Source organism: Aeromonas bivalvium, assembly GCF_046078285.1.
Taxonomy (GTDB): Bacteria; Pseudomonadota; Gammaproteobacteria; order Enterobacterales; family Aeromonadaceae; genus Aeromonas; species Aeromonas bivalvium.
This window is the reverse complement of the sequence record NZ_JBGXBV010000001.1, coordinates 757,889-782,788: the sequence shown is the minus strand read 5'-3', so window position 1 is coordinate 782,788 and position 24,900 is coordinate 757,889. Positions and strand designations below refer to the sequence as shown.

The 24,900-nt window shown below is 63.3% G+C and carries 24 protein-coding genes and 3 tRNA genes; 16 read left to right on the top strand and 11 right to left on the bottom strand.

Going from position 1 to position 24,900, the window contains the following annotated elements; genetic code table 11:
- Window positions 1–303: 303 nt before the first annotated feature.
- The 3 genes from ACEUCR_RS03585 to ACEUCR_RS03575 all read left to right on the top strand — a co-directional run bounded on the left by ACEUCR_RS03585 (window position 304) and on the right by ACEUCR_RS03575 (window position 3,782).
- Window positions 304–1,320: a porin gene (locus ACEUCR_RS03585; protein ID WP_111873545.1), complete on the top strand. Its 1,017-nt coding sequence runs from the start codon at window positions 304–306 to the stop codon at window positions 1,318–1,320.
- Window positions 1,321–1,509: 189 nt separating this feature from the next.
- Window positions 1,510–2,451: a hypothetical protein gene (locus ACEUCR_RS03580; RefSeq protein WP_041998232.1), complete on the top strand. Its 942-nt coding sequence runs from the start codon at window positions 1,510–1,512 to the stop codon at window positions 2,449–2,451.
- A gap of 140 nt (window positions 2,452–2,591) precedes the next feature.
- On the top strand, window positions 2,592–3,782 hold the full coding sequence (locus ACEUCR_RS03575; RefSeq protein ID WP_408788078.1) for an amino acid aminotransferase: 1,191 nt from the start codon (window positions 2,592–2,594) through the stop codon (window positions 3,780–3,782).
- Window positions 3,783–3,870: 88 nt separating this feature from the next.
- Here ACEUCR_RS03575 and ACEUCR_RS03570 read toward each other — a convergent pair whose 3' ends face one another.
- From ACEUCR_RS03570 to ACEUCR_RS03560, 3 genes are all read right to left on the bottom strand, one after another.
- On the bottom strand, window positions 3,871–5,400 hold the full coding sequence (locus ACEUCR_RS03570; RefSeq protein ID WP_408788075.1) for a helicase HerA-like domain-containing protein: 1,530 nt from the start codon (window positions 5,398–5,400) through the stop codon (window positions 3,871–3,873).
- 100 nt (window positions 5,401–5,500) lie between these two features.
- Window positions 5,501–5,989, bottom strand: coding sequence for a DUF2062 domain-containing protein (locus ACEUCR_RS03565; RefSeq protein ID WP_041998226.1), 489 nt, complete (start codon window positions 5,987–5,989; stop codon window positions 5,501–5,503).
- Complete coding sequence (locus ACEUCR_RS03560) at window positions 5,986–6,501, bottom strand: DUF2062 domain-containing protein (RefSeq protein WP_041998224.1); 516 nt, start codon at window positions 6,499–6,501, stop codon at window positions 5,986–5,988. Before ACEUCR_RS03560 ends, ACEUCR_RS03565 begins: the two co-directional genes overlap by 4 nt.
- A gap of 27 nt (window positions 6,502–6,528) precedes the next feature.
- On the opposite strand from ACEUCR_RS03560, the gene ACEUCR_RS03555 reads away from it, so the two are divergent.
- The 11 genes from ACEUCR_RS03555 (at window position 6,529) to ACEUCR_RS03505 (ending at window position 16,537) form a co-directional block, all read left to right on the top strand.
- The gene (locus ACEUCR_RS03555; RefSeq protein ID WP_408788072.1) at window positions 6,529–8,739 is read left to right on the top strand and encodes a DNA internalization-related competence protein ComEC/Rec2; all 2,211 of its coding nucleotides are present in this window, start codon (window positions 6,529–6,531) and stop codon (window positions 8,737–8,739) included.
- Between the two features lie 30 nt (window positions 8,740–8,769).
- The gene (gene msbA / locus ACEUCR_RS03550; RefSeq protein ID WP_392442355.1) at window positions 8,770–10,548 is read left to right on the top strand and encodes a lipid A ABC transporter ATP-binding protein/permease MsbA; all 1,779 of its coding nucleotides are present in this window, start codon (window positions 8,770–8,772) and stop codon (window positions 10,546–10,548) included.
- On the top strand, window positions 10,548–11,534 hold the full coding sequence (gene lpxK, locus ACEUCR_RS03545; protein ID WP_408788068.1) for a tetraacyldisaccharide 4'-kinase: 987 nt from the start codon (window positions 10,548–10,550) through the stop codon (window positions 11,532–11,534). Before msbA ends, lpxK begins: the two co-directional genes overlap by 1 nt.
- Complete coding sequence (locus ACEUCR_RS03540; RefSeq protein ID WP_408746264.1) at window positions 11,518–11,706, top strand: Trm112 family protein; 189 nt, start codon at window positions 11,518–11,520, stop codon at window positions 11,704–11,706. The genes lpxK and ACEUCR_RS03540 overlap by 17 nt, the downstream gene beginning before the upstream one ends.
- Complete coding sequence (gene kdsB, locus ACEUCR_RS03535) at window positions 11,703–12,467, top strand: 3-deoxy-manno-octulosonate cytidylyltransferase (protein WP_408788065.1); 765 nt, start codon at window positions 11,703–11,705, stop codon at window positions 12,465–12,467. The genes ACEUCR_RS03540 and kdsB overlap by 4 nt, the downstream gene beginning before the upstream one ends.
- Before the next feature lie 203 nt (window positions 12,468–12,670).
- Window positions 12,671–13,315, top strand: coding sequence for a UvrY/SirA/GacA family response regulator transcription factor (gene uvrY / locus ACEUCR_RS03530; RefSeq protein WP_041998212.1), 645 nt, complete (start codon window positions 12,671–12,673; stop codon window positions 13,313–13,315).
- A 111-nt stretch (window positions 13,316–13,426) separates the two neighbouring features.
- Entirely contained in the window at window positions 13,427–15,280 is a 1,854-nt protein-coding gene (gene uvrC / locus ACEUCR_RS03525) for an excinuclease ABC subunit UvrC (RefSeq protein WP_408788062.1), read from the top strand.
- Window positions 15,281–15,448: 168 nt separating this feature from the next.
- Complete coding sequence (pgsA, locus tag ACEUCR_RS03520) at window positions 15,449–16,003, top strand: CDP-diacylglycerol--glycerol-3-phosphate 3-phosphatidyltransferase (protein WP_041998207.1); 555 nt, start codon at window positions 15,449–15,451, stop codon at window positions 16,001–16,003.
- Between the two features lie 201 nt (window positions 16,004–16,204).
- A tRNA-Gly gene (locus ACEUCR_RS03515) sits at window positions 16,205–16,280 on the top strand.
- 55 nt (window positions 16,281–16,335) lie between these two features.
- A tRNA-Cys gene (locus ACEUCR_RS03510) sits at window positions 16,336–16,409 on the top strand.
- 41 nt (window positions 16,410–16,450) lie between these two features.
- Window positions 16,451–16,537: transfer RNA gene (locus tag ACEUCR_RS03505), tRNA-Leu, on the top strand.
- A 1,011-nt stretch (window positions 16,538–17,548) separates the two neighbouring features.
- Here the strand turns inward: ACEUCR_RS03505 and acuI are convergent.
- The 6 genes from acuI to ACEUCR_RS03475 all read right to left on the bottom strand — a co-directional run bounded on the left by acuI (window position 17,549) and on the right by ACEUCR_RS03475 (window position 21,597).
- Entirely contained in the window at window positions 17,549–18,538 is a 990-nt protein-coding gene (gene acuI, locus ACEUCR_RS03500; RefSeq protein ID WP_408788059.1) for an acrylyl-CoA reductase (NADPH), read from the bottom strand.
- Between the two features lie 52 nt (window positions 18,539–18,590).
- The gene (gene acuR, locus ACEUCR_RS03495; protein ID WP_111873535.1) at window positions 18,591–19,226 is read right to left on the bottom strand and encodes an acrylate utilization transcriptional regulator AcuR; all 636 of its coding nucleotides are present in this window, start codon (window positions 19,224–19,226) and stop codon (window positions 18,591–18,593) included.
- Window positions 19,227–19,335: 109 nt separating this feature from the next.
- A complete protein-coding gene (locus ACEUCR_RS03490; protein ID WP_408788056.1) occupies window positions 19,336–19,584 on the bottom strand; it encodes a GlsB/YeaQ/YmgE family stress response membrane protein in 249 nt (82 codons plus the stop codon).
- Between the two features lie 114 nt (window positions 19,585–19,698).
- Window positions 19,699–20,445 (bottom strand): UDP-2,3-diacylglucosamine diphosphatase, encoded by a 747-nt coding sequence (gene lpxH / locus ACEUCR_RS03485; protein WP_111873534.1) that lies wholly within the window; start codon window positions 20,443–20,445, stop codon window positions 19,699–19,701.
- Window positions 20,442–21,110: a DUF4269 domain-containing protein gene (locus ACEUCR_RS03480; RefSeq protein WP_408788054.1), complete on the bottom strand. Its 669-nt coding sequence runs from the start codon at window positions 21,108–21,110 to the stop codon at window positions 20,442–20,444. The genes lpxH and ACEUCR_RS03480 overlap by 4 nt, the downstream gene beginning before the upstream one ends.
- A complete protein-coding gene (locus tag ACEUCR_RS03475; protein ID WP_111873532.1) occupies window positions 21,100–21,597 on the bottom strand; it encodes a peptidylprolyl isomerase in 498 nt (165 codons plus the stop codon). The genes ACEUCR_RS03480 and ACEUCR_RS03475 overlap by 11 nt, the downstream gene beginning before the upstream one ends.
- A gap of 376 nt (window positions 21,598–21,973) precedes the next feature.
- On the opposite strand from ACEUCR_RS03475, the gene cysS reads away from it, so the two are divergent.
- Window positions 21,974–23,350 (top strand): cysteine--tRNA ligase, encoded by a 1,377-nt coding sequence (gene cysS, locus ACEUCR_RS03470; RefSeq protein ID WP_408788052.1) that lies wholly within the window; start codon window positions 21,974–21,976, stop codon window positions 23,348–23,350.
- Window positions 23,351–23,611: 261 nt separating this feature from the next.
- On the opposite strand, the gene ACEUCR_RS03465 is transcribed toward cysS, so the two are convergent.
- Complete coding sequence (locus ACEUCR_RS03465) at window positions 23,612–23,968, bottom strand: lysozyme inhibitor LprI family protein (RefSeq protein ID WP_392442376.1); 357 nt, start codon at window positions 23,966–23,968, stop codon at window positions 23,612–23,614.
- An 84-nt stretch (window positions 23,969–24,052) separates the two neighbouring features.
- Window positions 24,053–24,433 (bottom strand): YceK/YidQ family lipoprotein, encoded by a 381-nt coding sequence (locus ACEUCR_RS03460; RefSeq protein WP_408788050.1) that lies wholly within the window; start codon window positions 24,431–24,433, stop codon window positions 24,053–24,055.
- A 239-nt stretch (window positions 24,434–24,672) separates the two neighbouring features.
- On the opposite strand from ACEUCR_RS03460, the gene ACEUCR_RS03455 reads away from it, so the two are divergent.
- A complete protein-coding gene (locus tag ACEUCR_RS03455) occupies window positions 24,673–24,888 on the top strand; it encodes a hypothetical protein (protein WP_408788047.1) in 216 nt (71 codons plus the stop codon).
- Window positions 24,889–24,900: the final 12 nt, after the last annotated feature.

The following is a 24,900-nucleotide window of genomic DNA, read 5'->3' as shown; positions in this document are numbered from 1 at the left end:
CCCCCTTGCCATGGCTGCCGCCAAATATGCCAACACAGCGGTTGGGGGTGGACGACTCCCCTCAGCGAGCATAAAAAAGCAGCGTTTTTCGCTGTAAACGTTTTCCCTTGGCAAGGGGAAAGAGATGAGAGGAGGATCACATTTTTTCCCCTATGACTATGGATCCGCCAGAAAGTTCCAAGTTTTTTCATTGCGGATTGCAAAACCCGGTGCTAGTCTCGGGCCCCATAGTGATGCAAAGAACATCGCTAACACAGGGAATAACAACAACTTAGTGTTTAATTACAGTAGGCATTGGAAACTATGAAAAAGACAATTCTGGCTATTGCTATCCCGGCTCTGTTCGCATCCGCCGCTAACGCTGCTGTCATCTATGACAAAGACGGTACCTCTTTTGACGTTTACGGCCGTGTTCAGGCTAACTACTACGGTGAGCACGATGACGCCGATGGTGAGCTGGTTGGTTCTTCCCGTCTGGGTTGGTCCGGTAAAGTTGCCCTGAACGACACCTGGTCTGGTATCGCCAAGACCGAGTGGCAGGTTTCTGCCGAGAACTCCGACAACAAATTCAACTCCCGTCACATCTACGTAGGTCTGGACGGCAGCCAGTACGGTAAGATCATCTTCGGTCAGACCGACACCGCTTTCTACGACGCTCTGGAAGCGACCGATATCTTCAACGAATGGGGTGACGTAGGTAACTTCTACGACGGTCGTCAGGAAGGCCAGATCATCTACTCCAACAGCTTCGGTGGTTTCTCCGGCAAGCTGTCCTACCAGACCAACGATGACGTTGCTGTGAAAGTGACCGACGTCGGTGGTGGCATCAAAGAGACCGACCTGTTTGGTCCGGAAGTCAAGCGCAACTACGGCTTCGCCGCCGCTGCCGGTTACGACTTCGACTTCGGTCTGGGCTTCGACGCCGCCTACTCCACCTCCGAGCTGGAAAACAAAACCACCGGTGACAAGGGTGACAAGGACGAGTGGGCCATCGGTGCCAACTACGCCATCAACGGCTTCTACTTTGCCGGTATGTACACCCAGGGTAAAGTTGACAACGACAACACCGGTTGGGATGGCAGGGGTCGTGGCTACGAGCTGGCTGCTTCCTACAACGTAGACGCCTGGACCTTCCTGGCTGGCTACAACTTCACCGAAACCAAGGCCAACGGCAGCAGCTACGAAGATCAAGTTGACGAAACCCTGCTGGGCGTTCAGTACAACTTCACTTCCAAGTTCAAGGCCTACACCGAGTACAAGATCCAGGGTATCGACGACCGCGACGACGAGTGGACTGTTGCCCTGCAATACAACTTCTAATCACGCCTCCCTCTCGTAGGGACGTTTGAAAGAGTTGATGAAACGGCCAAGCTTGCTTGGCCGTTGTGCTTTTCTGCCCTGCCCCTGGCGGCCTGCGCCGCATCACATTGCCAACCTCATCGGCTTGGTATCGCCATCGATATTCGTTAGATTAATCAGCTTGTTGCCCCGACAGGGAAGGAGCGGGCCTTGATTGATTTCACTCATCCTGCATGGCAGGCATTCGCAAGAGAGCTGCTGGCGCAAGCGCGGGTGCGGGTGCGCGATCGCAATCTTCAGCCTCTGGTCGCCCTGCTTCGGGACAATCAACTGCTTCACTCCCTTGGCGGCCAGCAGGTCGAGCTCACCCCGGCGGGACGGCGCTACCTGCAGCGGGAGCTGACCCTGGCCAGCCTGGCCTGCGCCCCGCCGAGTCCGGAGGAGTGGATCCACGGCCAGGGCTGGCAGCTCAAGGAGAGGGTCAATCGGGATGTGCTCGCCGCCCTCTATCGCAAGGGGGGTCAGCCCTTCAGCGCGGCCGAGCAGATCGATTTCGAAGACAAGGGGGTAGGGCTGTGCGCCGATGCCGCACTCAGGCTGAGGGCTAGTCGCCCCTTCAGCCTGTTTCTGCAGGGTGGACAGCTGCTCGATGCCGGCCCCTGGTTGCAGACCCTCGGGGAGGTGAGCCTGCCCGAGCGCAGCCTGACCGGGCTTGGCAAGCTGATCTGGCCCGGCGATGAGCCTGCCCGCCTCATCACCACCGAGTGCCTCGGGGTGTTTGCCGAACTGGCCCTGCCCGACGATGCCTTGCTGGCGTGGGCTCCGTGCGAGGCGCTTCATCTGCTTGCGCCCTTGCTGGCCGCCTTGCCCCCCGGGGTGAGCTGGCATCATGTGACGGATCTGGACCCCGCCGGCGCCGCCCGGGTGCAGGCCCTGGCGGCGCGTTTCGCTCGCCCAGCCAGCTGGTGGTTGCCCCGGGATCTGGCGCCTTTCATGGCGACCTATGCCACTTCGCTGGCCGATCATCGCGGCTGGGAGCCGAGTCAGCTGCCCCAGGCACTGTGCCGCGCCTGCCATCCTCTGATCGCCGCGCAGCAAGGGCTGGGGGCCGAGGTGATGGCCCTGGCGCTGACGTGGCAGGCGCTCGGTTGACCCGGTGAAACGGGAGGCGAAAAAGCGGTTTTCCCACAAGATGACGGGTGGTATAAAGGAAGGCGCCGCGCCGCCCAAGGGGCGCGGTGTTTACCATCCAGGACGCCCCCCAATAAAATCAATGGAACACAGGGAAAACCATGTTTGAAAAGGTTGTTGCCGCCCCAGCGGATCCGATTCTGGGCCTGACCGAAGCCTTCCGCGCCGATCCTCGTACCGACAAGATCAATCTCGGGGTCGGGATCTACAAGGATGAATCTGGTGCCACTCCTATTCTGCGCAGTGTCAAGAAGGCAGAACAGCGCCTGCTCGGCGATGAGCTGAGCAAGAACTACCTCGGCATCGAAGGCACGGCCGCCTACGGCGCCATCGTGCAGCAATTGCTGTTTGGCAAGGGCGCCGAGATCATCAACAGCGGCCGGGTCAAGACGGCCCAGGCACCGGGGGGCACGGGTGCCCTGCGCATCGCCGCCGAGTTTGTGGCGCGCAACAACCTCAGCAAGACCGTCTGGATTTCGGATCCGACCTGGGCCAACCACGTCAGCGTTTTCCAGGCCGCCGGCCTCGAGGTGAAGTGGTACAAGTACTATGATCCGGCCAGCAAGGGACTGGATTTTGCCGCCATGCAGGCATCCCTCTGTGAGGCGAAGGCGGGGGATCTGGTGCTGCTCCATGGTTGCTGTCACAACCCGACCGGCATCGACCCTACCCGGGAGCAGTGGCTGGCCCTGGCCGAGCAGAGCGTGGCCGCCGGCTGGTTGCCGCTGTTCGACTTCGCCTATCAGGGCTTTGCCCGTGGCATCGAGGAAGATGCCGAGGGGCTGCGCATCTTCGCCGCCTGCCATGACGAGTTGCTGGTGGCCAGCTCGTTTTCCAAGAACTTCGGCCTCTACAACGAGCGGGTCGGCGCCTTCACCTTGGTGTGTGCCAGCAAGGCGATAGCCGACGTGGCCTTTACCCAGGTCAAGACGGTGATCCGTGCCAACTACTCCAACCCCCCTTCCCATGGCGCCGCCGTGGTGACCACCATAGTGCAGGATCCTGCGCTGTACGCCGAGTGGGTGGACGAGGTGGCAGAGATGCGGGTACGCATTCGCGAGATGCGCGAGCTGCTGGTGGAGAAGTTGGCGGCCCTGGGCGTGGCCCAGGACTTCGGTTTCATTCGCGAGCAGAACGGCATGTTCTCCTTCTCCGGGCTGGACAAGGCCCAGGTGGAGCGGCTCAAGCAGGAGTTCGGCATCTATATCGTGGGGTCTGGCCGCATCAGCGTGGCGGGGATCACCCATGCCAACATAGATCCCCTGTGCGAGGCCATCGCCAGGGTGCTCTGAGCCCGGTTGCCTGGCGCGGCCTGCCGCGTCCAGCCCTGAAATGCGAGGGGCCCGCCATGGCGGGCCCCTCTTCATATGGTCTCTCACCCTAGCGGCGGCGCTTGCTGCCGCCGAGCAGGGAGCCGAGCACCCCGCGCACCAGCTGACGCCCCACCTCGCTGCCCAGGGTGCGGGCCACGCTCTTGGCCGCCGTCTGCACCACCCCATCATGCTGGCCGCCCCTGGGGCCGGTGCGACCGAACAGTATCTCACTTAGGGATCCAAGCAGGCCGCCCTCATCCTCCGCCTGTGTGCTGCCCTTGGCCCCCTTGCCCGGGGCGGCGGGAGCGTCCTGGTCCGCGTCTGGTGCTCCTTGCAGCCGTTCGAAGGCGGACTCCCTGTCCAGGATCTGTTCGTATTGGCCAAACAGCAGGGACCCCTGGATCAGGGCCTGGCGCTCGGTCGCCGAGAGGGGGCCTATCCGGCTGGCGGGGGGGGCCATCAGGGCCCGCTCTACCACGTTCGGGCGCCCCTTCTCGTCCAGGGTGGAGACCAGGGCCTCGCCGACACCAAGTTCTGTGATGACGCCGGCGGCGTCGAAGGCCGGATTGGCCCTCAGGGTGTCGGCGGCGATGCGCACCGCCTTCTGATCCTGGGGGGTGAAGGCGCGCAGCGCATGCTGCACCCGGTTGCCCAGTTGGCCCAGCACGCTGGCGGGAATGTCCGCCGGACTCTGGGTGACGAAGTAGACCCCCACCCCCTTGGAGCGGATGAGGCGCACCACCAGCTCTATCTTCTCCAGCAGCGCCTTGGGGGTGTCGTTGAACAGCAGGTGGGCCTCGTCGAAGAAGAACACCAGCTTGGGCTTGTCCGGATCCCCCACCTCGGGCAGCTGCTCGAACAGCTCGGAGAGCAGCCAGAGCAGGAAGCAGGCGTAGAGCCGGCTCGACTGGGTCAGCTTGTCTGCCGCCAGTATGTTGATGTGGCCGCGCCCCTGCTCGTCGGTCTGCAGCAGATCCTGGATGTCGAGCATGGGCTCGCCGAAGAAGTGATCGGCCCCGGCCCGCTCCAGGGTCAGCAGGTTGCGCAGTATGGCCCCCACCGAGGCGCTGGAGACATTGCCGTAGCGGGTGGTGAGGGTCTTGGCGTGTTCCCCGACAAACTGCACCATGGCGCGCAGGTCCTTGAGATCGAGCAGCAAGAGCCCCTCGTCGTCCGCCACCTTGAACACCAGCTCCAGCACGCCGCTCTGGGTGTCGTTGAGACCGAGCAGGCGGGAGAGCAGCAGGGGGCCCATGTCGGAGATGGTGGCGCGCACCGGGTGGCCCTGCTCGCCATAGAGATCCCAGAACACCACGGGACTGGCGCAAAAGGTGGGGGCCTCAATGCCCATCTGGCCGAGGCGCTCCTCCAGCTTGGCCGAAGAGGTACCCGGGGCGCCCAGGCCGCTCAGATCCCCTTTCACATCGGCCAGAAAGACGGGGACCCCCAGCTTGGAGAAGCCTTCCGCCATTACCTGCAGGGTGACCGTCTTGCCGGTCCCGGTCGCCCCCGTGATGAGGCCGTGGCGGTTGGCCTTGGCGGGGAGCAGCGAGAGAGGATCGTTGCCGGCATAGGCGAGGATGATGGGATGGGCCATGGGGACTCCTTGCGACGGGTTCGGGTAGCAACTGATTGATTGTACTCAGTGTGGCGTCAAGGTCGCCCGCTGACAAGGGCGTGGGGGAGGCGGGCAGTGATCAGCGGACGCGGGGCCAGCAGCGCACGATCAGGGCGCAGATCAGGGCTCCCAGCAAGGCGCTGAGCAGGCCGAGCAGCAGGCTGCCGAGCAGAAAGGGGGGCAGCAGGCTCTGCGCCTCCTGCTCGAACCAGGCCAGAGACCATTCGGGATGGAAGGGGAGGGGAGTCTGGTGCAGGAGGACACAACCGGTGCGATAGGCCCACAGATACATCAGGGGCAGGGTGAGGGGGTTGTTGAACCAGACCGCCAGCAGGGCCAGGGGCAGGTTGAAGCCAAACAGCAGCGCCAGGCCGACGGCGACCAGGCTGTGCATGGGCAGGGGGATCCAGGCGGCGAACAGGCCGGCGGCGCAGGCGCCGCAGAGGGCGCGGGGGCTGGACTGCCACAGCGCCGGGGCGAGCAGGCGATCGCCAAACAGGGAGAACCATTTCTGCTGGCGCAGCTGCTCCGGGGTCAGCCGCAGTCGGCTGCGCCAAGGGGGGATCATGACTTGCCCGCACCCCGATTGCGCCATTGGCGCACTATGCTCAGGCGCCACAGGCTGCGCACCACCACATAACCGGTGACGGAGCTGATGATGGCCAGCACCAGGGAACCCAGCAGCAGAGGCGGGGCTATGGTCTCGAACACCGAAACCAGCCAGGTCCAGGTAAACTCTATCTCCACGTGTTGATGAGGGCGACCGAGCAGGTGGCAGCCCACCACATAGGCGGCGTAAAACAGCGGCGGCATGGTGATGGGATTGGTGAGCCAGACCAGGGCAACCGACAGCGGCAGATTGACCCGGCAGAAGATGGCACCACCGGCGGCCAGCAGCATCTGGAAGGGGACGGGGATCCAGGCCATGAAGAGGCCGACGGCGAAGGCGCCGGCGGCGGATCGGCGATTCAGGTGCCAGAGGTTGCCATCGAGCAACAGGTCGCCAAAAAGGCGTAAGTGCTTGTGTTCCTTGAGCGTTTTATGATCCGGCATCCAGCGTTTAATGAGATGTTTGGGCATAATGAAACCTTGCTAAATACTTGCTCCATGGATCTGCGTCTCTTGTCGTTTGCCCTGGGGGCAAGCTCTTGTCTGCTCTGGCCATGGTTGCCTTCATTCCAATGGGGGGGATTATGGCTGTCCTTGCTGATCCCCTTCTGTTATATGCGTGCCTGGCGGCTGCTGTTTCTGGTGCTGGGTATCCTCTGGATGCAGCTCAACATGCAGGCTCGGCTCTCCTGGCTGGACGCCCTGGGTGAGCAGGCGAGCCACATCATAACCGCACAGCTGCAAAGTGCAGAGCCTCAAGACGATAAATTTACGCGGCTGCGGCTCAAGATCATCACACTGAACGGCGCCAGCCTGCCCCTCTCCCCTCTGGTGCGCATCAATGCTTACCAGGCGTTGCCCGCGCTGACGGCGGGCTCGACCCTGACCCTGGTGACCTCCCTCAAACCGGCCCACGGCCTGGCGAACGAGGCGGGCATGGATGGCAGGCGCCAGCTGCTGGGCAAGGGGATCAGCGCCACCGGCAATCTGAGGCGGATCATCGAGGTGGCGCCCGCGCCCCCGGGCTTGCGGGCGCGCTGGCTGACCCGGGCCGGCGAGGCCTGGCAGGGATTGGCCCAGGCACCGCTGCTGGCGGCCCTCACCTTCGGCGAACAGGGGGGGATCACGGATCGCCAGTGGGATCTGTTTCGCGGCGCCGGACTGAGCCACATCATCGCCATCTCGGGGCAGCACATCGCCCTGGTGGCCGTGCTGGGCTGGTGGCTGGGGCGCCTTGCCGGGCAGCGCGGAGCCCTGCTGGTTTCCCTGCTGTTTGCCGCCACCTACAGCTGGCTTGCGGGGTTCGCGGTGGCGACCGAGCGCGCCCTGATCATGGTGCTGATCTGGAGTCTGCTGCGGCTCTGGCGCCGGGATTGGCCCCCCTATCGCATCTGGCTGCTGGCCTTTGTCGCCATCGTGCTCTGGGATCCCTTTGCGCTGTTTGCCGCCGGTTTTTGGCTCTCCTTCCTGGCGGTGGCGTTGCTGATGGGAGCCAGCTATCTGTACGGGCGACCCAGCCTGCTGCGGTTGCAGGGGATCTTGCTGCTCGGCCTGTTGCCGCTGCAACTGGCCCTGTTCGAGGGGGTGGCGCCCCTGGCCCTGCTCATCAACCTGCTGGCCCTGCCGCTCTTTTGCCTCTTCATCATTCCCCTGGCCCTGCTCGGTGTGCTGGCGAGTCTCTTCTCCCTTCCCCTGGGGCACGGCCTGCTCTGGCTGGCCGATGGCGCCCTCGGCCAGTTGCTGGGGGCCCTTGCCTGGCTCGACAGCCAGTGGTCGCTCTGGTGGCCGCTGCCGGGCTGGGCCCTGCCCGCCAGTGCCCTGTTGTTGCTGATCTGGCTCGCCTGGCGCCTGCCCGCCGGACGCTGGCTGGGACTGCCCCTGCTCGCGGTGGCGCTGCTGGCCTGCTGGCCGGCGCCCCCCGGCTGGCAGGTGCGGGTGCTGGATGTGGGGCAGGGGTTGGCGGTGCTGGTGACCCGGGGGGAGAGGGCCCTCCTCTATGACACCGGGGACCGTTATCCCGGTGGTTACAACATGGCCGATGCGGTCATCCTGCCTCTGCTGCGCCGCCTCGCCATCGCCGAGCTGGACATGCTGATCCTGAGTCACAGGGACAGGGACCATGCGGGCAACCGTGAGGCCCTGCTGGCGGCCCTGCCCACGGCCCGGGAGATCTCCTCCTACCCCTTTTCTTCCAGTACCCAGTTGTGCCGGCGTGGCCAGACGTGGCAGTGGCAGGGGCTGTCCCTGCGCATGCTCTGGCCAGAGCGCAGCGGCGGCGGGCGCAACAACGATGGCTGCGTGCTCCACATCAGCGATGGTCGGGTGAGCGTGTTGCTGGCGGCCGACATCGAGAAAGAGGCCGAGGCGCGCCTGCTGGCGCTGGAGGGGGAGGGGCTGCGGAGCACCTTGCTGATCAGCCCGCACCACGGCAGCAAGACCTCCTCGACGCCGGGTTTTGTCGCCGCGGTGGCGCCAAGGGGGGTGGTGCACAGTGCGGGCTTCCTGAATCGATGGGGATTTCCCCGCCCCGAGGTGGTCGCCCGCTATGATCAGGCACCCTCGGCGCCCAGCCAGTGGCAGACCGGGGTGTCGGGGGCCATCCGCTTTGATGTGGGGTCAAATGGATTTGTTGTTCGGGCCGAGCGGGAGACCGGCCCCTGGTATAGACGCGCCGGCGCTTGGTGGAAACCGCAGCTTTGGCTAGAATAGCCCGTCATTTCCCATTTATAACGGCGATTCATGCAACAAGATACCTCTCAAGAGAGCTGGCCTGTGTTCAAGCGGTTGCTCGGCTATGTCCGCGATCGCAAGCTGGGCCTGGTCGGCGGCATCATCGGCATGCTGGGTTACGCGGCGGTCGATACCACTTTCGTCTATTCCATCAAGCCCCTCATCGATCAGGGCATCAATGGCAACGACAAGACGGTGCTGACCTGGATGCCCTTCTTCGTGCTGGGCATCGTCGCCCTGCGCGGCGTCGCCACCTTCCTCTCCAACTTCTGCATGGCCTGGGTCGGCAACCATGTGGTGCTCAAGCTGCAACAGGAGGTGTTCAACCACCTGATGGCCATGCCCATGAGCTTCTTCGACCGGCAAAATACCGGCGCCCTGCTCTCCAAGGTGACCTATGACGCGAGCCAGGTCTCCTCTGCCGCCAGCTCCACCCTGGTCTCCATCGTGCGGGAAGGGGCGACCGTCATCGGCCTGCTCGGCCTGATGTTCTGGCACTCCTGGCAGCTCTCCATCATCTTCCTGGTGGTGGGCCCAGTGGTGGGGGTACTGATCAGCTTCATCAGCCGCCGTTTCCGTACCATCAGTCGCCAGATCCAGAAGGCGATGGGCAATATCACCACCTCCACCGAGCAGATGCTCAAGGGACACAAGGAGGTGCTGATGTTCGGTGGCCAGGAGGTGGAGTCCAAGCGCTTCTTCCGGGTCAGCAACCACATGCGCCAGCAGAACATGAAGATGGTGGCGGCCAATGCCATCGGTACCCCAGTGGTGCAGACGGTGGCCTCCATCGCCCTGGCGGTGTTCCTCTATGTGGCGACCATCGACGGGGTGCGCGAGACCCTGACCGCGGGTACCTTCACCGTCATGATCACCTCCATGATGATGCTGCTCAAGCCGCTGAAAAGCCTGACCGACATCAACAACCAGTTCCAGAAAGGGATCACCGCCTGCCAGAGCCTGTTCGGCCTGCTCGACAGCGCCCCCGAACAGGACACGGGCACCCGCACCCTGGACAGGGCCCGGGGCGAGATCGAGTTTCGCAACGTCACCTTCACCTATCCGACCAAGCAGACCCCGGCGCTGCACAACGTCAGCTTCAAGGTCGAGGCGGGCAAGTCCGTGGCCCTGGTGGGGCGCTCCGGCTCCGGCAAGAGCACCATCGCGAGCCTCTTGACCCGCTTCTACGACATCGACGAGGGGGAGATACTGCTCGACGGGGTCAACATCCGCGAGTACCGCCTGAGCGAGCTGCGCAAGCAGTTCGCCCTGGTCTCCCAGCAGGTGCACCTGTTCAACGACACGGTCGCCAGCAACATCGCCTACGCCGCCGAGGATCGCTACGATCGCGAGCAGATCCGCCATGCCGCCATCGTGGCCCATGCCGATGAGTTCGTCAGCAAGATGAGCGACGGCTACGACACCCTGGTGGGGGAGAATGGCGCCTCCCTGTCCGGCGGTCAGCGCCAGCGGATCGCCATCGCCCGCGCCATGCTGCGCGATGCCCCCGTGCTGTTGCTGGACGAAGCCACCTCGGCCCTGGATACCGAGTCCGAGCGCCACATCCAGGCGGCCATCGACGAGCTGTGCAAGGCCCGTACCTCCCTGGTCATCGCCCACCGCCTCTCCACCATCGAGAAGGCGGACGAGATCTTGGTGATCGATGAGGGACGCATCGTCGAGCGTGGCGACCATGGCACCCTGATGGCACATGGGGGCACTTATGCCCAGCTGAGGGCCATCCAGTTTGGCCACCCGGATCATGCCCCCGTGAGCGACCCGGCTTGATGCTGGAGCGTATCTGGTACGGTCAGAGTGGCTGGCGCTGGTGGCTGGCCCCCTTCGCCCTGCTGTTTGGTCTCATCAGCGGCCTGCGCCGCCTGGCCTATCGCCGGGGCTGGCTGCAGGCCTATCGCGCCAGCCTGCCGGTGGCCGTGGTGGGCAACCTCTCTGTGGGTGGCAATGGCAAGACCCCGGTCGTGGTCTGGCTGGTGGAACAGCTGCAGGCCCGGGGCTGGCGTCCCGGGGTGGTGAGTCGCGGCTATGGCGGCAAGGCGCCCGGTTACCCCTATCGTCTCGATGAGGCCAGCACCACGGCCGAGGCCGGCGATGAGCCCGTGCTCATCTTCAACCGCTGCCGCTGTCCCGTGGTGGTGGCGCCGGTGCGAAGCGAGGCGGTGCGCCTGCTGGAGGCCAGTGGCGAGGTCGACATCATCATCACAGACGATGGCCTGCAGCACTATGCCCTGGCGCGGGACATCGAGCTGGTGGTGGTGGATGGTGTGCGCCGCTTCGGCAACCGCTGCCTGCTGCCCATGGGGCCGCTGCGCGAGCCTCTCTCCCGGCTCGCCGGGGTCGATGCAGTGCTCTGCAACGGCGGCGAGCCCGGCCCCGGGGAATATGCCATGGCGCTGGTGGCGGCCGCGCCGCGCCGTGTGCTGGACGACGCCATCGCCGAGGCGCCCATCGGGCCCGAGGTGGATGCCCTCGCCGGCATAGGCCATCCCCCCCGTTTCTTTGCGACCCTGAGGGAGATGGGCTACCGGCTGCGCCAGGCTCAGGGTTATGCGGATCATCACCCCTTCGATCGCGACGAGCTGATCGCCCGCTTCGCCGATCGTCCCCTGTTAATGACCGAGAAAGATGCCGTCAAGTGCCGCGCCTTCGCGCAGCCCGATTGGTGGTATCTGCCGGTCAGTGCCGAGCTGCCCCAGGCACTGCTCGACACCCTGTTGCAATCCCTGAAGGAGTCTCGTTTTGGCACTGGACATTAAGCTGCTCGACATCATTGCCTGCCCCGTCTGCAAGGGCAAACTGCAATACCACAAGGAAGCGGGCGAGCTCATCTGCCGCTTCGACAAGCTGGCCTATCCGCTGGAGGAGGGGATACCGGTACTGCTTGAGAACCGGGCCCGCACCTTGACCAGCGACGAGCTGCCCTCATGAGCTTCGTGGTGGTCATTCCGGCTCGCTACGCCTCGACCCGCCTGCCGGGCAAGCCCCTTGCCGACATCGCGGGTCGGCCCATGGTGCAGCACGTGGTGGAGAAGGCCCTGCAATCGGGCGCGGATCGGGTCATCGTCGCCACCGACGACGAGCGGGTGCGCGCGGCCCTGGCGCCGTTTGCGGCGACGAGCGGCGCCGAGGTGTGCATGACCTCACCGGATCATCAGTCCGGTACCGAGCGTCTGGCCGAGGTGTGCCGTCACTACGGCTTCGCCAGCGATACCATCATAGTGAACGTGCAGGGGGATGAACCCCTGATCCCTCCCGCCATCATCCGCCAGGTGGCGGACAACCTGGCGGCGGCCAGCGCCCCCATGGCCACCCTGTCGGTGCCCATCCTGGATGCGGAAGAGGCGTTCAACCCCAATGCGGTCAAGGTGGTGACCGACAAGGATGGCTATGCCCTCTACTTCAGCCGCGCCCCCATCCCCTGGGAGCGGGACAGCTTCGCCGTCTCCCGCGAGCAGATAGGCCCCTGGTTCCAGCGTCACATCGGCATCTATGCCTATCGCGCCGGCTTCATCGAGCGTTATGTGACCTGGGCGCCGAGTCAGCTCGAGCAGGTGGAATGTCTCGAGCAGTTGCGGGTGCTCTGGTACGGGGAGAAGATCCACGTCGCCCAGGCCCTGGCGGCCCCCCCGGTCGGGGTGGATACCCAGGCCGATCTCGACAAGGTGCGGGCCCTGCTGGTGCGTCCCTGATGGCGATGGATCCGGTCAAAACGGCGTCTCAGGACGCCGTTTTTTATTTAAATTCTATATAATTTGTTGATTAATAAGCTTATTTATAAGCTGTTTCAAACTTTTCCCCACCATGATTTGCCAAATCGATCAGTTTGGTTATGATGCAAGACGCCGTGTTAACCCTAACTGGCACATAACGAGATAAGAAACGGGGTGTTTGGGTGATAAATGTATTCCTGGTCGATGATCATGAGTTGGTGCGTACAGGGATAAGACGCATTCTGGAAGACGTCCGTGGTATCAAGGTGGTGGGCGAGGCACAGAGTGGCGAATTGGCTGTCACCTTCTGCCGTCAACATCACCCGGATGTGATCCTGATGGACATGAACATGCCTGGCATCGGCGGGCTGGAGGCGACCCGCAAGATCCTGCGGCTGCGCCCCGATGTGCGCATCATAGTGCTGACCATTCATTCTGAAAATCCCTTCCCGACCAAGGTGATGCAGGCGGGCGCCGCCGGTTACCTGACCAAGGGCGCCGCCCCGGAAGAGATGATCCACGCCATTCGCCTGGTGCACTCGGGCCAGCGTTACATCTCCCCCGAGATCGCCCAGCAGATGGCCCTGAGCCAGTTCGCGTCGGCGGATGAGAACCCCTTCAAGTCCCTCTCCGAGCGGGAGCTGCAGATCATGATGATGATCACCAAGGGGCAGAAGGTGAACGAGATCTCCGAGCAGCTCAATCTGAGTCCGAAGACGGTCAACAGCTACCGCTATCGCCTGTTCAGCAAGCTGGACATCAATGGGGATGTGGAACTGACCCATCTGGCCATTCGCTATGGCATGCTGGATGCGGATACCCTGTAGACGGGCTCGCGAAGCCATCAAAGGCGGCCTGTGCCGCCTTTTGCTTTTCAAGCAGCGAGCGCAGTATGATCTCCCCGTCTTTTTGCATTCATCCGTTGAGTCGAGTTGCCGATGACCCTCTCCCCCGAGCCCCTTTTTGACAGCAAAGCCTTCTTGAGTGCCGTCAGCCACCAGAGCGGCGTCTACCGCATGTACGACAGCGGCGGCACCGTCATCTATGTGGGCAAGGCCAAGGATCTGAAGAAACGGCTCGCCTCCTACTTTCGCACCCACGTCGACAGCATCAAGACCCGTACCCTGGTGCGCCAGATAGCCGACATCCAGGTGACGGTGACCCACACCGAGACAGAGGCGCTGATCCTCGAGCACAACCTCATCAAGCAGTACCAGCCGCGCTACAACGTGTTGCTGCGGGACGACAAGTCCTATCCCTGGATCGTCATCACCGCCCATCAGCATCCCCGCATCGGCGTCCACCGTGGCGCCCGCAAGATAAAGGGCGACTACTTCGGTCCTTACCCCTCGGGCGGGGCGGTGCGCGAGAGCCTGCACCTGATGCAGAAGATCTTCCCGGTGCGCCAGTGCGAGGACGCCGTCTATGCCAACCGCAGTCGCCCCTGCCTGCTATATCAGCTCAAGCGCTGTGCCGGGCCCTGTGTGGCCGGGCTGGTGAGCGAGGCCGAGTATGCCCAGCAGGTGGAGCTGGCCCGACTGTTTCTGGCGGGCAAGAACCAGCAGGTGATAGGGGAGCTGGTGGGCAAGATGGAGTCTGCCAGCGGCGATCTGCGCTTCGAGGAGGCTGCCCGCTACCGGGATCAGATCCTGGCGCTGCGCAAGGTCACCGAGCAGCAGTCGGTGAGCGGCAACGTGCTGGACGAACTGGACGTGGTCGGCGTGGCGTTCGAACAGGGCACCGCCTGCATCCATGTGCTCTTCATCCGCCAGGGCAAGGTGCTGGGCTCGCGCAGCTACTTCCCGAAAGTCCCCGCCGATACCCCGCTCGACGAAGTGGTGCAATCCTTCCTGCTACAGTTCTACCTGTCGGGCCAGGGGGGCCGGCAGATCCCGAGCGAGGTGCTGCTGGACGTGGCGCTCGAAGATGAGAGCGTCATCGCCGACACCCTGAGCCAGACCGCAGGTTACAAGGTGCGGGTGCAGAGTCGCACCCGGGCCGAGCGGGCCCGCTTCATCAAACTTGCCGCCATCAATGCCGAGAGTGCGCTGCGCTCGCGCCTGGCCCACAAGAGCACCATGGCGGCCCGCCTGGCCCAGCTCGAGGAGCTGCTGGAGCTCGACACCCCCATCACCCGCATGGAGTGTTTCGACATCTCCCACACCATGGGGGAGCGCACCGTGGCCTCTTGTGTGGTGTTCAACCGGGAGGGGCCCTTCAGCGCCGAGTATCGCCGCTTCAACATCGAGGGGATCACGGGCGGCGATGACTACGCCGCCATGGAGCAGGCGCTGGCCCGCCGCTTTGGCAAGCAGCAGACCCCGGACAAGGTGCCGGACGTGCTCTTCATCGACGGCGGCCTCGGCCAGTTGCGCCGCGCCGAGGAGATACTGGCGCGCCAGCTGGAGTTCCTCGGCGGCAAGCATCCGCTGCTGGTGGGCATCGCCAAGGGGGTGACCCGCAAGGCGGGGCTGGAGACGCTCATCCTGGGTGAGAGTCACGAAGAGATGCACCTGCCGGCGGACATGCCGGCCCTGCACCTCATCCAGCACATCCGCGACGAATCCCACCGCTTCGCCATCACGGGCCACCGCGCAAGACGGGCGAAGGCCCGCACCAGCAGCAGCCTGGAAGAGATCCAGGGGGTCGGGCCCAAGCGTCGCCAGGCCCTGCTCAAATACCTGGGCGGCCTGCAGGAGGTCAAGAAGGCGAGCGTGGACGAGCTGGCCCGGGTACCCGGCATCAGCCAGGAGCTGGCCCAGCACATCTTCGAGTCCCTGCACGGTCATTGAGGGCTTTGCCGCACAAGGGCCGTGACGGGGAGGGGGCCGAAATGCCATAATGCCCGGGCTTTTGAGGATTATTGATGGATTCATGAACCAAGGCGGGTGCCAGCCCGGTTGCAACGCCAACCTGGCTGGGGCTACCATCTAGCGGTATACAAGAAGTGGCTGAAAATAATGACAAATATTCCTAATTTACTGACGTTTTTCCGGATATTGCTGATCCCCGTCTTCGTCGTCCTGTTCTATCTGCCCTACCAGTGGTCCTATCTGGCCGCGGCCATCGTCTTCTTCCTGGCCGCCGCCACCGACTGGTTCGATGGCTACCTCGCCCGCAAGCTGAACCAGTCCACCGCCTTTGGCGCCTTCCTCGATCCGGTTGCCGACAAGATCATGGTGGCTGCCGCCCTGGTGGTCATCGTCGAGCACTACAACACCGTCTGGGTCACCATCCCCGCCATGACCATGATAGGGCGCGAGATCATCATCTCCGCCTTGCGCGAATGGATGGCGGAGCTTGGCAAGCGTTCCGCCGTGGCGGTGAGCTGGATTGGCAAATGGAAGACCATGATCCAGATGGCCTCGCTCACCGGCCTCATCTGGCAATATGACATCTGGATGGTGTGGTGCTCCTACCTGCTGCTCTACGTGGCCACAGTGCTCACCTTCTGGTCCATGTTCCAGTATCTGCGCGCGGCCTGGGGCGATCTGAGCTACCATTCCCGCTTCTGAGGGGAGAGCCCTCGCTCGAACCGGGGCGAGGGCAAGAGTGACGGTTTCCCAGGTTGCTTTGCCAGATGGGCAACAAGCGCTGAAAAAAGACAAAAAGCATAAAAAACGGTCGAACGATCAGAGTATTAAATAATTTGGGTTGACTGACGGGCCAGCATCGCTAGAATGCGTCCTCGTAGTCAGGCACTCAGCCGGACCAATGCGGGAATAGCTCAGTTGGTAGAGCACGACCTTGCCAAGGTCGGGGTCGCGAGTTCGAGTCTCGTTTCCCGCTCCAGTTTCTTGCTCGTTCAGAGCAGTGAAAGAGAGAGTACCCAGTCTCTTTTTTGCATGGCGCGTTAGCAAAGCGGTTATGCAGCGGATTGCAAATCCGTTTAGTCCGGTTCGACTCCGGAACGTGCCTCCATATTGACCAGCCCGCCTCGCGGGCTTGATACCGATTGCGGTGCCCGAGTGGTGAAATCGGTAGACACAAGGGATTTAAAATCCCTCGCTTTTCGAGGCGTGCCGGTTCGATTCCGGCCTCGGGCACCATATAAATCAAAGACTTACGAAGGCCACTAGCAATAGTGGCCTTTTTGTTTTTTGGCAGAATGGCCTTGTGGGAAGGGGCGAAGCAAGGCGAGCGCGGGTGTGCCATGAGCAAGAAGGCCGCTGGCCATCGGTATTGGTCTCGCGATGGGATCCGCTCTGACAAGGGTAACGTTTGGGACAAGGCAGGGGGCGCCGGCTGACAGCGGGCGCCCCCTCAATTTCACGGGACTAATGGGTAAAGTAGCGACTCCCGCCTCCGCCGCTGCTACCGCCTTGGTTACTGCCACCATCCCCGGTGGGGGGAGGGCTCGATCCCCCGGGTGACGCACAGGCGGCCAGCAACAGCTGGGCCGTGATCAGACAAACTTTCCATGTGCTCATTGCTATGTCCTCTACTGCTTCACCTTGCCCAGCGGCCTGGCTGAACAAGTCGGTCGAACTGGACGAGGCAAGGCTGAGTTTAGTACAGGCGCACTCATCTATGTGGCGGCAGGCAGACGCAGCAAGGGGGCCGTCCTGCTTGGGCAAGATGGCTGAACGAGAAGGCGGGCACCCGGCCAGCAGCTCGCCGAGGTCTGGCCGATGGCTCAGCCCGGCCTGTGGGCTCGATGGGACAGCGGTTCTCTATTCAGCCACTCCCGCCAGCAACGACGTCTTGACTCTGCAAAACTTCCCGCCCGCGTTTCATGTTCCGCTGCACACCGCAGAAACGCCGCCAATCCTCCGAAGTCTTGCGCTGCCGCCATATCAAGGGGTCCCTCGAGGGCGCCGTCGCAGAGTTCTGGGTCGCGGGCTGACCCCTCATCCTCCTTTGCTGCATGGGATCCCACGGATTGCGGCCACCGATCGCTGGGGTAAAGGGGGTTGTCACGAGCGTTTCGCCAGGGAAGCGGCTTGCCCGGTGGGGAGCAGAGGAAGAAAAGGCCCCATCGGGGCCTTGCTAAGCTGACGGCCTGGGGATGGCCGCAGAGGGATCGCCTCGGAATGGGAGGCTCGTTGGCTCAGGGGGCGTCAGCCTTCTCCCTGGATGTTGACCAGGATCCGGCCGCGCACCTGGCCTGCCAGGAAGGCATCCCCCAGGGCCACGACCTCCGAGAGGGGCACCTCCCGGGTGATGAGGCCAAGGCGGCTCAGATCGAGATCCTCGGCCAGTCGGCGCCAGGCTTGCTGGCGCAGCGGGCGTGGCGCCATCACGCTGTCGATGCCATAGAGGGTGACGCCACGCAGGATGAAGGGCATGACGGTGGAGGGGAAATCCATGCCCCCCGCCAGACCGCAGGCGGCCACGGCGCCGCCGTAGCGGGTGGTGGCGCAGGCATTGGCCAGGGTATGGCTGCCGACGGTGTCGATGACCCCGGCCCAGCGCTCCTTGCCCAGCGGGCGACCCGGCTCAGCCAGCTCGGCGCGATCGATCACCTCGGCGGCGCCGAGGGACCTGAGGTAGTCGGCCTCGTTCAGGCGTCCCGTGGCGGCCACGACCCGGTAGCCCAGCTTGGCCAGGAGGGCGATCGCCACGCTGCCGACGCCGCCGTTGGCGCCGGTCACCAGTATGTCGCCATCCCCGGGGAGCAGGCCGTGTTTTTCCAGGGCCATCACGCAGAGCATGGCGGTGTAACCGGCGGTGCCGATGGCCATGGCGTCCCGGGCGCTGAAGCGCTCGGGCAGGGGGACCAGCCAGTCCCCCTTGATCCTTGCTCGTTCGGCCAGCCCGCCGCTGTGGGTCTCACCCACGCCCCAGCCGTTGAGCACCACCTTGTCGCCGGGGCGCCAGTCGGGGTGCTGACTGTCCAGCACAGTGCCGGCAAAATCGATGCCGGGGATCAGGGGGAAGCGGCGCACCACGGGGGCGGCGCCGGTGAGGGCCAGACCGTCCTTGTAGTTGAGGGATGACCACTCCACCGCCACGGTCACATCCCCCTCCGGCAGTATCTCCTCCGGGATGCTCTGGTACGCGGCGCGATAACCCGCCTCGTCTTTTTCGATCAGGATACCCTTGAACATCTTGTCTCCTCCAATAATTGGACTGGTTGATTATTAATAAGCGTAGAAAAAATTACCTGGCTAACATCATGAAAAAGTTAAGAAAAGAGAGCATGGGCTCGGTACTGCCCACCAACCTTGCCCGCAGCACGGCCCCCTCCCAGCCGATCCAGAACTGATGGGCGAGGGCGGGGCAGTCGCAGCTCGGGGGCAGCTCCCCCGCCGCCACCGCCTCTTCCAGACACAGGGCCAGCAGGGCTTCCCAATCGCAGAGGATCTGCTCGAGGCGAAGGCGCAGCGCCGGGGTCAGCTGTACCACCTCCTGACCCAGGTTGCCCACCAGGCAGCCGCGCTGGAACCCATAGCGGGTCATGCCCCGGCAGGCGCTCTCGACGAAGGCGCCCAGGCGCGCCAGGGGAGGCAGGCTGGCATCCCCCAGATGGCGCGTCAGCTTGCGGCAAAAGTAGTGGTGATAGGCATCCATGACCGCCAGGGTGAAGTCATGCTTGTTGGCGAAATAGTGATAGAAGGAGCCCTTGGGGATCCGGGTCGATTGCAGCACCCGTTCGATGGAAGTGGCGGCGATGCCCTGCTCGGTGAGCAGCTCCATGCCGCGGCGGATCAGCAGATCCCGGGTATCGGCATAGGATTGTCCGTGCTGGGCGGGGCGGCCACGGGGACGACGGGGAAGAGAGTCACTGGTTTGCATGGGGCTTATTAGACGCCCCATCTAGAAATGATGCAAGCCCGGGATGAAACAGGGCGCAAGAAAGAGCGAGGGCGCCAGCGGCGCCCTCGTGTCGGTCAGGGAAGCGTGCTCAACTGCGCATCTTCTTGTAGACAAACAGCACCAGCAGGGCGCCGGCCACGGCGATGATCAGGCTGGAGAGATTGAAGCCGGTCACTGTGCCCATGCCCAACAGGGTGCTGAGATAGCCCCCCACCATGGCGCCGACCCCCCCCAGCACCACCGTCATGATGAAACCGCCGCCATCCTTGCCCGGCATGATCCACTTCGCCAGTATGCCCACGATCAGACCCAGCACTATCCAGGAGAAGAAACCCATGGAGAAACCCTCATCAATGATTGGACGTCAGACTATAGGCCCGAATGCCACCCTGGCACAGGGCCGTCAGGGGGGCGTGAGCCAGAAATCGTCGGACTCATCCCCCTAGAGAGCCTAGTCCATGGGCTGGGGCGCGCTGGGCAGTGAGCGCTGTTCGAGGCGCTGGCCGCCCGGGGTGCAGATCAGGATGGAGCCCTGCTCGAACCAGTCCCCCAGCACGATGCGCCGCGCCGCGCGCCCATCCAGGGTGACATCGTGGATGGCGGGCCTGTGGGTGTGGCCGTGGATCATCAGGCGGCAGCCGTGCTGGCGCAGCATCTCGTCCACCGCCTGCGGGGTCACGTCCATGATGGCCTGGGCCTTGTAGGCGTTCTGCTGCTGGCTCTGGCCGCGCAGCTTGCCGGCTATCTTGCGGCGCCGGGCCAGGGGCAGGCGCAGGAAGATCCAGCGCAGCCACCCGAGCTGGGTGATGCGGCGAAACTTCTGATAACCCAGATCCCGGGTGCAGAGCAGATCGCCATGGCTGAGCAGGGTGCGGGTGCCGTAGAGATCGATGATGCAGGGGTCGGGCAGCAGGGTCATGCCGGCGCGCCTGGCAAAGTCCTGGCCGAGCAGGAAGTCGCGGTTGCCGTGGATGAAATAGAGGGGCACGCCCCGCCTGCTGAGGGCCAGGAAGGCATCGGCCACCTCCTGGTGCAGGGGATTGGGGTCGTCGTCCCCAATCCAGAACTCGAACAGATCGCCGAGCACATAGAGGGCATCGGCCCCGGGGGCCTCTTGTTGCAGGAAGTGGAGCAGGGCGGCCGTCATGTCGGGACGGGCCTCACTGAGGTGAATGTCGCTGATAAAAAGGGTGCTCATGGGGCCCTGTCGTTGGCAGAAATGGGGTCAAGGGATGAAGCGGAACGGGGCGGCCAAGGGAGCAGAGCGAAATCCGTCCCCTCCAGGGCCAGCAGCGCCTGATAGGGGTCCCCCGGCAGGGCCAGCAACTGGCAGATGGCCGCTTCCCCCTTGAGTCCTTGCAGGAGGCGAAGACGGCGCACCGCCCGGTAAAAGTCATCGCCAAGGTGCGCCAGCAGAGCGGCCATCAGAGTGAGATGGCGCCAGCCGTTGAGGGTCTCAAGGGGCGCGGGAGTGACGTACAGCTCCACCGGCCAGCACTGATGGTCAGGGCCCGTCAGGGTGTATTCCATCAGCCAGACGCCGTCTCCCCTGGCCCGGGTTGCCCAGCCTTGCGCGCCGAGAAGAGCGGCGAGGCGGGCGGGATCCGGGTGCTGGCAGAGGATATCGAGGTCGCTGCCGGGCCGATCCAGGCCGATGGCGACCGTGCTCACCAGCGCCACGTCCAGGCACAGCCCCTGCAACTGCCGCCACAGGGGCGCCGTCGTCAGCAGGGCATGGGCCGAGCGTTGCCGCCCGTTGCCCAGGGCCAGATAGTCCAGGCGGCGCCAATCATGGCCAGATGGAAAAACTGCGGCCGGGGCCGCAGTCAGTTCATCGGTCAGGGGACTCGCCTCAGTCGGCAAGGGTCACCTTGGTGATCACCACGTCTTCTACCGGTACGTCCTGGTGCATGCGGCCTGAGTTGCCGGTCTTGACGCCCTTGATCTTGTTGACCACGTCCATGCCGGCGGTCACTTCACCGAACACGCAGTAGCCAAAGCCCTGGGTGGTGGCGGATTTGAAGTCGAGGAAGTCGTTGTTGCTGACGTTGATGAAGAACTGGGCGCTGGCGGAGTGCGGCTCCATGGTGCGGGCCATGGCGATGGTGCCCACCTTGTTGGAGAGGCCGTTGGCCGCTTCGTTCTGAATGGGGGCGCGGGTCTCTTTCTCTTCGAAGCCCGGGGCATAGCCGCCGCCCTGGATCATGAAGCCGTCGATGACGCGGTGGAAGATGGTGCCATCGTAGTGGCCGTCACGGCAGTATTGCAGGAAGTTGGCCACGGTTTGCGGCGCTTTTTCGGCATTCAGGGTAAGGGTGATGTCGCCGTGATTGGTGTGCAGAGTGACCATGATATGTCCTTTCATTCTCTTGGGTGAAACCTGGGGCATGTGCCGGAGCGAGCCCGAGCGCGCGATGGCGGCTGTGATACGGGCAATGGCGGCAATTCTAGCGTATCGGCGCCGCCGGGCAAAGCCGCGGGGCGAGATAGACCGACTTTGCCGACGCGCCGGGCCCATTGGCGAAAAAGTGCGCCATGACCCGGTGGCGTCAGGGCAGCTTGCCAATCGGTGCGATAAACGCGGCGCAGCGCCGCCGCAGGAGGCAAACCGCGAACCTGACCCCCACCTGATGACAGGGGCCGGGCGAGGGGCTTAACCGGCTCGTTTTCTGGCGGGGATGCGGTTAGAATGTCAGGCCATTTCACTCACAGGCAGTGGTTCATCGATGCTGAAGATATACAACACACTCACTCGTCAAAAAGAAGAATTCAAACCCATCCACCCGGGCAAGGTGGGCATGTATGTGTGTGGCGTCACCATCTATGATCACTGTCACATCGGCCACGGCCGCACCTTCGTCGCCTTCGACGTGGTGGCCCGTTACCTGCGCTACAGCGGCTATGAGCTCAACTATGTGCGCAACGTCACCGACGTGGATGACAAGATCATCAAGCGCGCCGCCGAAACTCACGTGACTTGCGACGATCTGACCGAGCGCCTGATCGGCGACATGCACCAGGACTTCGACGCCCTCGGCATGGTACGCCCGGATGTAGAGCCCCGCGCCACCCAGCACATCCATGAAATCATCGAGATGGTGGAGGAGCTGATCGCCCGGGATCACGCCTACGTGGCGGACAACGGCGACGTCATGTTCATCGTCGACTCCTACGCCGACTACGGCAGGCTCTCGGGCCAGGATCTGGAGCAGCTGCAAGCCGGCGCCCGGGTCGGGGTGGTGGATGCCAAGCGCAACCCTCTGGACTTCGTGCTGTGGAAGATGTCCAAGCCCGGCGAGCCGACCTGGGACAGCCCCTGGGGCCCGGGTCGCCCCGGCTGGCACATCGAGTGCTCCGCCATGAACGCCAAGCACCTTGGCAACCACTTCGACATCCACGGCGGCGGCTCGGATCTGCAGTTCCCCCACCACGAGAACGAAATAGCCCAGTCCTGCTGCGCCCACGGTGGCGACTACGTCAACACCTGGATGCACAGCGGCATGGTGATGGTGGATAAAGAGAAAATGTCCAAATCCCTCGGCAACTTCTTCACCATCCGCGACGTCTTGGCCCATTACGACGCCGAAACCGTGCGCTACTTCTTGATGTCCGGCCACTACCGCAGCCAGCTCAACTACTCGGAAGACAACTTGAAGCAGGCCCGCGCCGCCCTGGAGCGCATGTACACCGCATTGCGCGATCTGCCGGTGGCGGCCGCCGCCGGTGGCGAGGAGCAGGTGGCTCGCTTCAAGGATGCCATGGACGACGACTTCAACACCCCGGAAGCCTACTCCGCCCTGTTCGATCTGGTGCGCGAGATCAACCGCCAGAAGGCCGAAGACATCTCTGTCGCCGCTGGCCTGGGTGCCCGCCTGCGCGAACTCGGCGCCGTGCTCGGTATCCTGCAACAGGATCCGGATGCTTTCTTGAAGGGCAATGAAGCGGACGACGAAGTGGCCGAAATCGAGCAACTGATCGCCCAGCGCAACCAGGCCCGTGCCGACAAGAACTGGGCCGCGGCGGATGCCGCCCGCAACCGTCTCACCGAGATGGGCATAGTGCTGGAAGACAGCGCCGGCAAGACCAGTTGGCGCCGTGCCTAAGGCCGGTGGCGCTGCTCGCGCCAACCGGTTGAGCCAATAAAAAAAACCGCAGCCTTTGGGCTGCGGTTTTTGTTTGTGCCTTTTCCTTCGACGCCTCTTAGCCTCGGGCTCTGCTTTAGCCCCGGTGGCCTGCGCTCTGATCCCCTCGCCCCTTGCGGGAGAGGGCCAGGGTGAGGGGGGCTAACGTCATTTCCCAGCGGAGTGTCGGCCCGTCTGTTGCTTGCCCTCCGGTTCGTACCTGACCTGGTTGGCGCCTCTTGCTTATGGCTGATCCAGCGGTGCGATCAGATCTTTGGTGCGCTGCTCGGTCAACAGGGTGAGGCAACTGCTGTGTACCAGGGGCGCCATGGAGCCCCCTTCATAGACGCCGGCCTCGTAACGGCATTGGGCATCGCGAAAGGTGATCCAGGCGCGCTGCGCGGTTCTCAGCCTCTCCAGTTGCGCCTTGTCCAGGGTGGCAACCCGCTTTTTGTAGGCAGCATTGAGCGCGGCATCGGCCTGCTGGTAATCCTGAAACGCACAGATGTTCATGGCTGACTGGGTCACAGGATCGCGGCAATCCTCGCTGGCCTGGGTGATCGTCGTTGTCAGCAGCAGCAGGGCATAAAGGTGTTTCAATGGGGGATCCTCATCACTAGATCATCAACCCCTTGTACTACAAGGCAATGCGAGTGTGCCATCACAGTCATAGGTCACCCAGACTCAGATTTTGTAGTCGTAGTGGCACACAAGGGAACGAGGGGTCTTAAGATCGGGATCATCGGGGGTCATCGCCAGATCGATAGGCAGCATGACGGTGTCGACGACCAAGGCGCTGCCCATATCCACCAGTGTGATCGGGATGGCAAAGAGCAGCAGGGGTGGAGCCCCAAGTACGGACACTACTATGCACTCGGCGCCATTATCTGCTGCAGTCTGAACACTGGAGTAGGGGTGACCCCAGGTTGAATCTTCACCCATTCTCGATGTGATCGTTGCACATCCACTGAGAGACAGACACAAGACCACCCAAGCCAACACACGCATAACCACTCCCTTGTCTCTTGGTGAAAAGCCGATTGCTTCAGGTCTGGCATTGTTCATCTGCCCACCATGGATATCGATGATGCAGAGACCAATCAGGTTTCACTTGAAGCGCTTGGTATCGAAGGGCGGCATTCTAGTACAGACTGCAATGTATCTCCAAACGAGGATTACCTGAGAGGCTTGCACGAAGTGATCGGTTTGCACAGACTGCTGTGTCATTGCCTCTACACCTCTTCGGGTAGCTGGCGGCTAAGACATCAGAAGGAGGTGAAACCATGAGGGTAAGTTGTTGGTTCATGTCGGCTCTTGTCCCGATGATTCCGGCCGCAGTTTTGGTCGAGGCCGTCAGTGGCACCTACCGTTTTATCAGCACCTATCTGGTGAAGGAGGCGCAAGGCCCCCGCATCACCGATATCGACGCCGGCGGCAATTGCGTTTTCTGCCAATCCGGCAGCCTGCGCGCCGCCTATCCCGCCGCAGGGGGAAAGCAGTGCAAGGGGTTGGGGAAATAGAAATCAGGAATA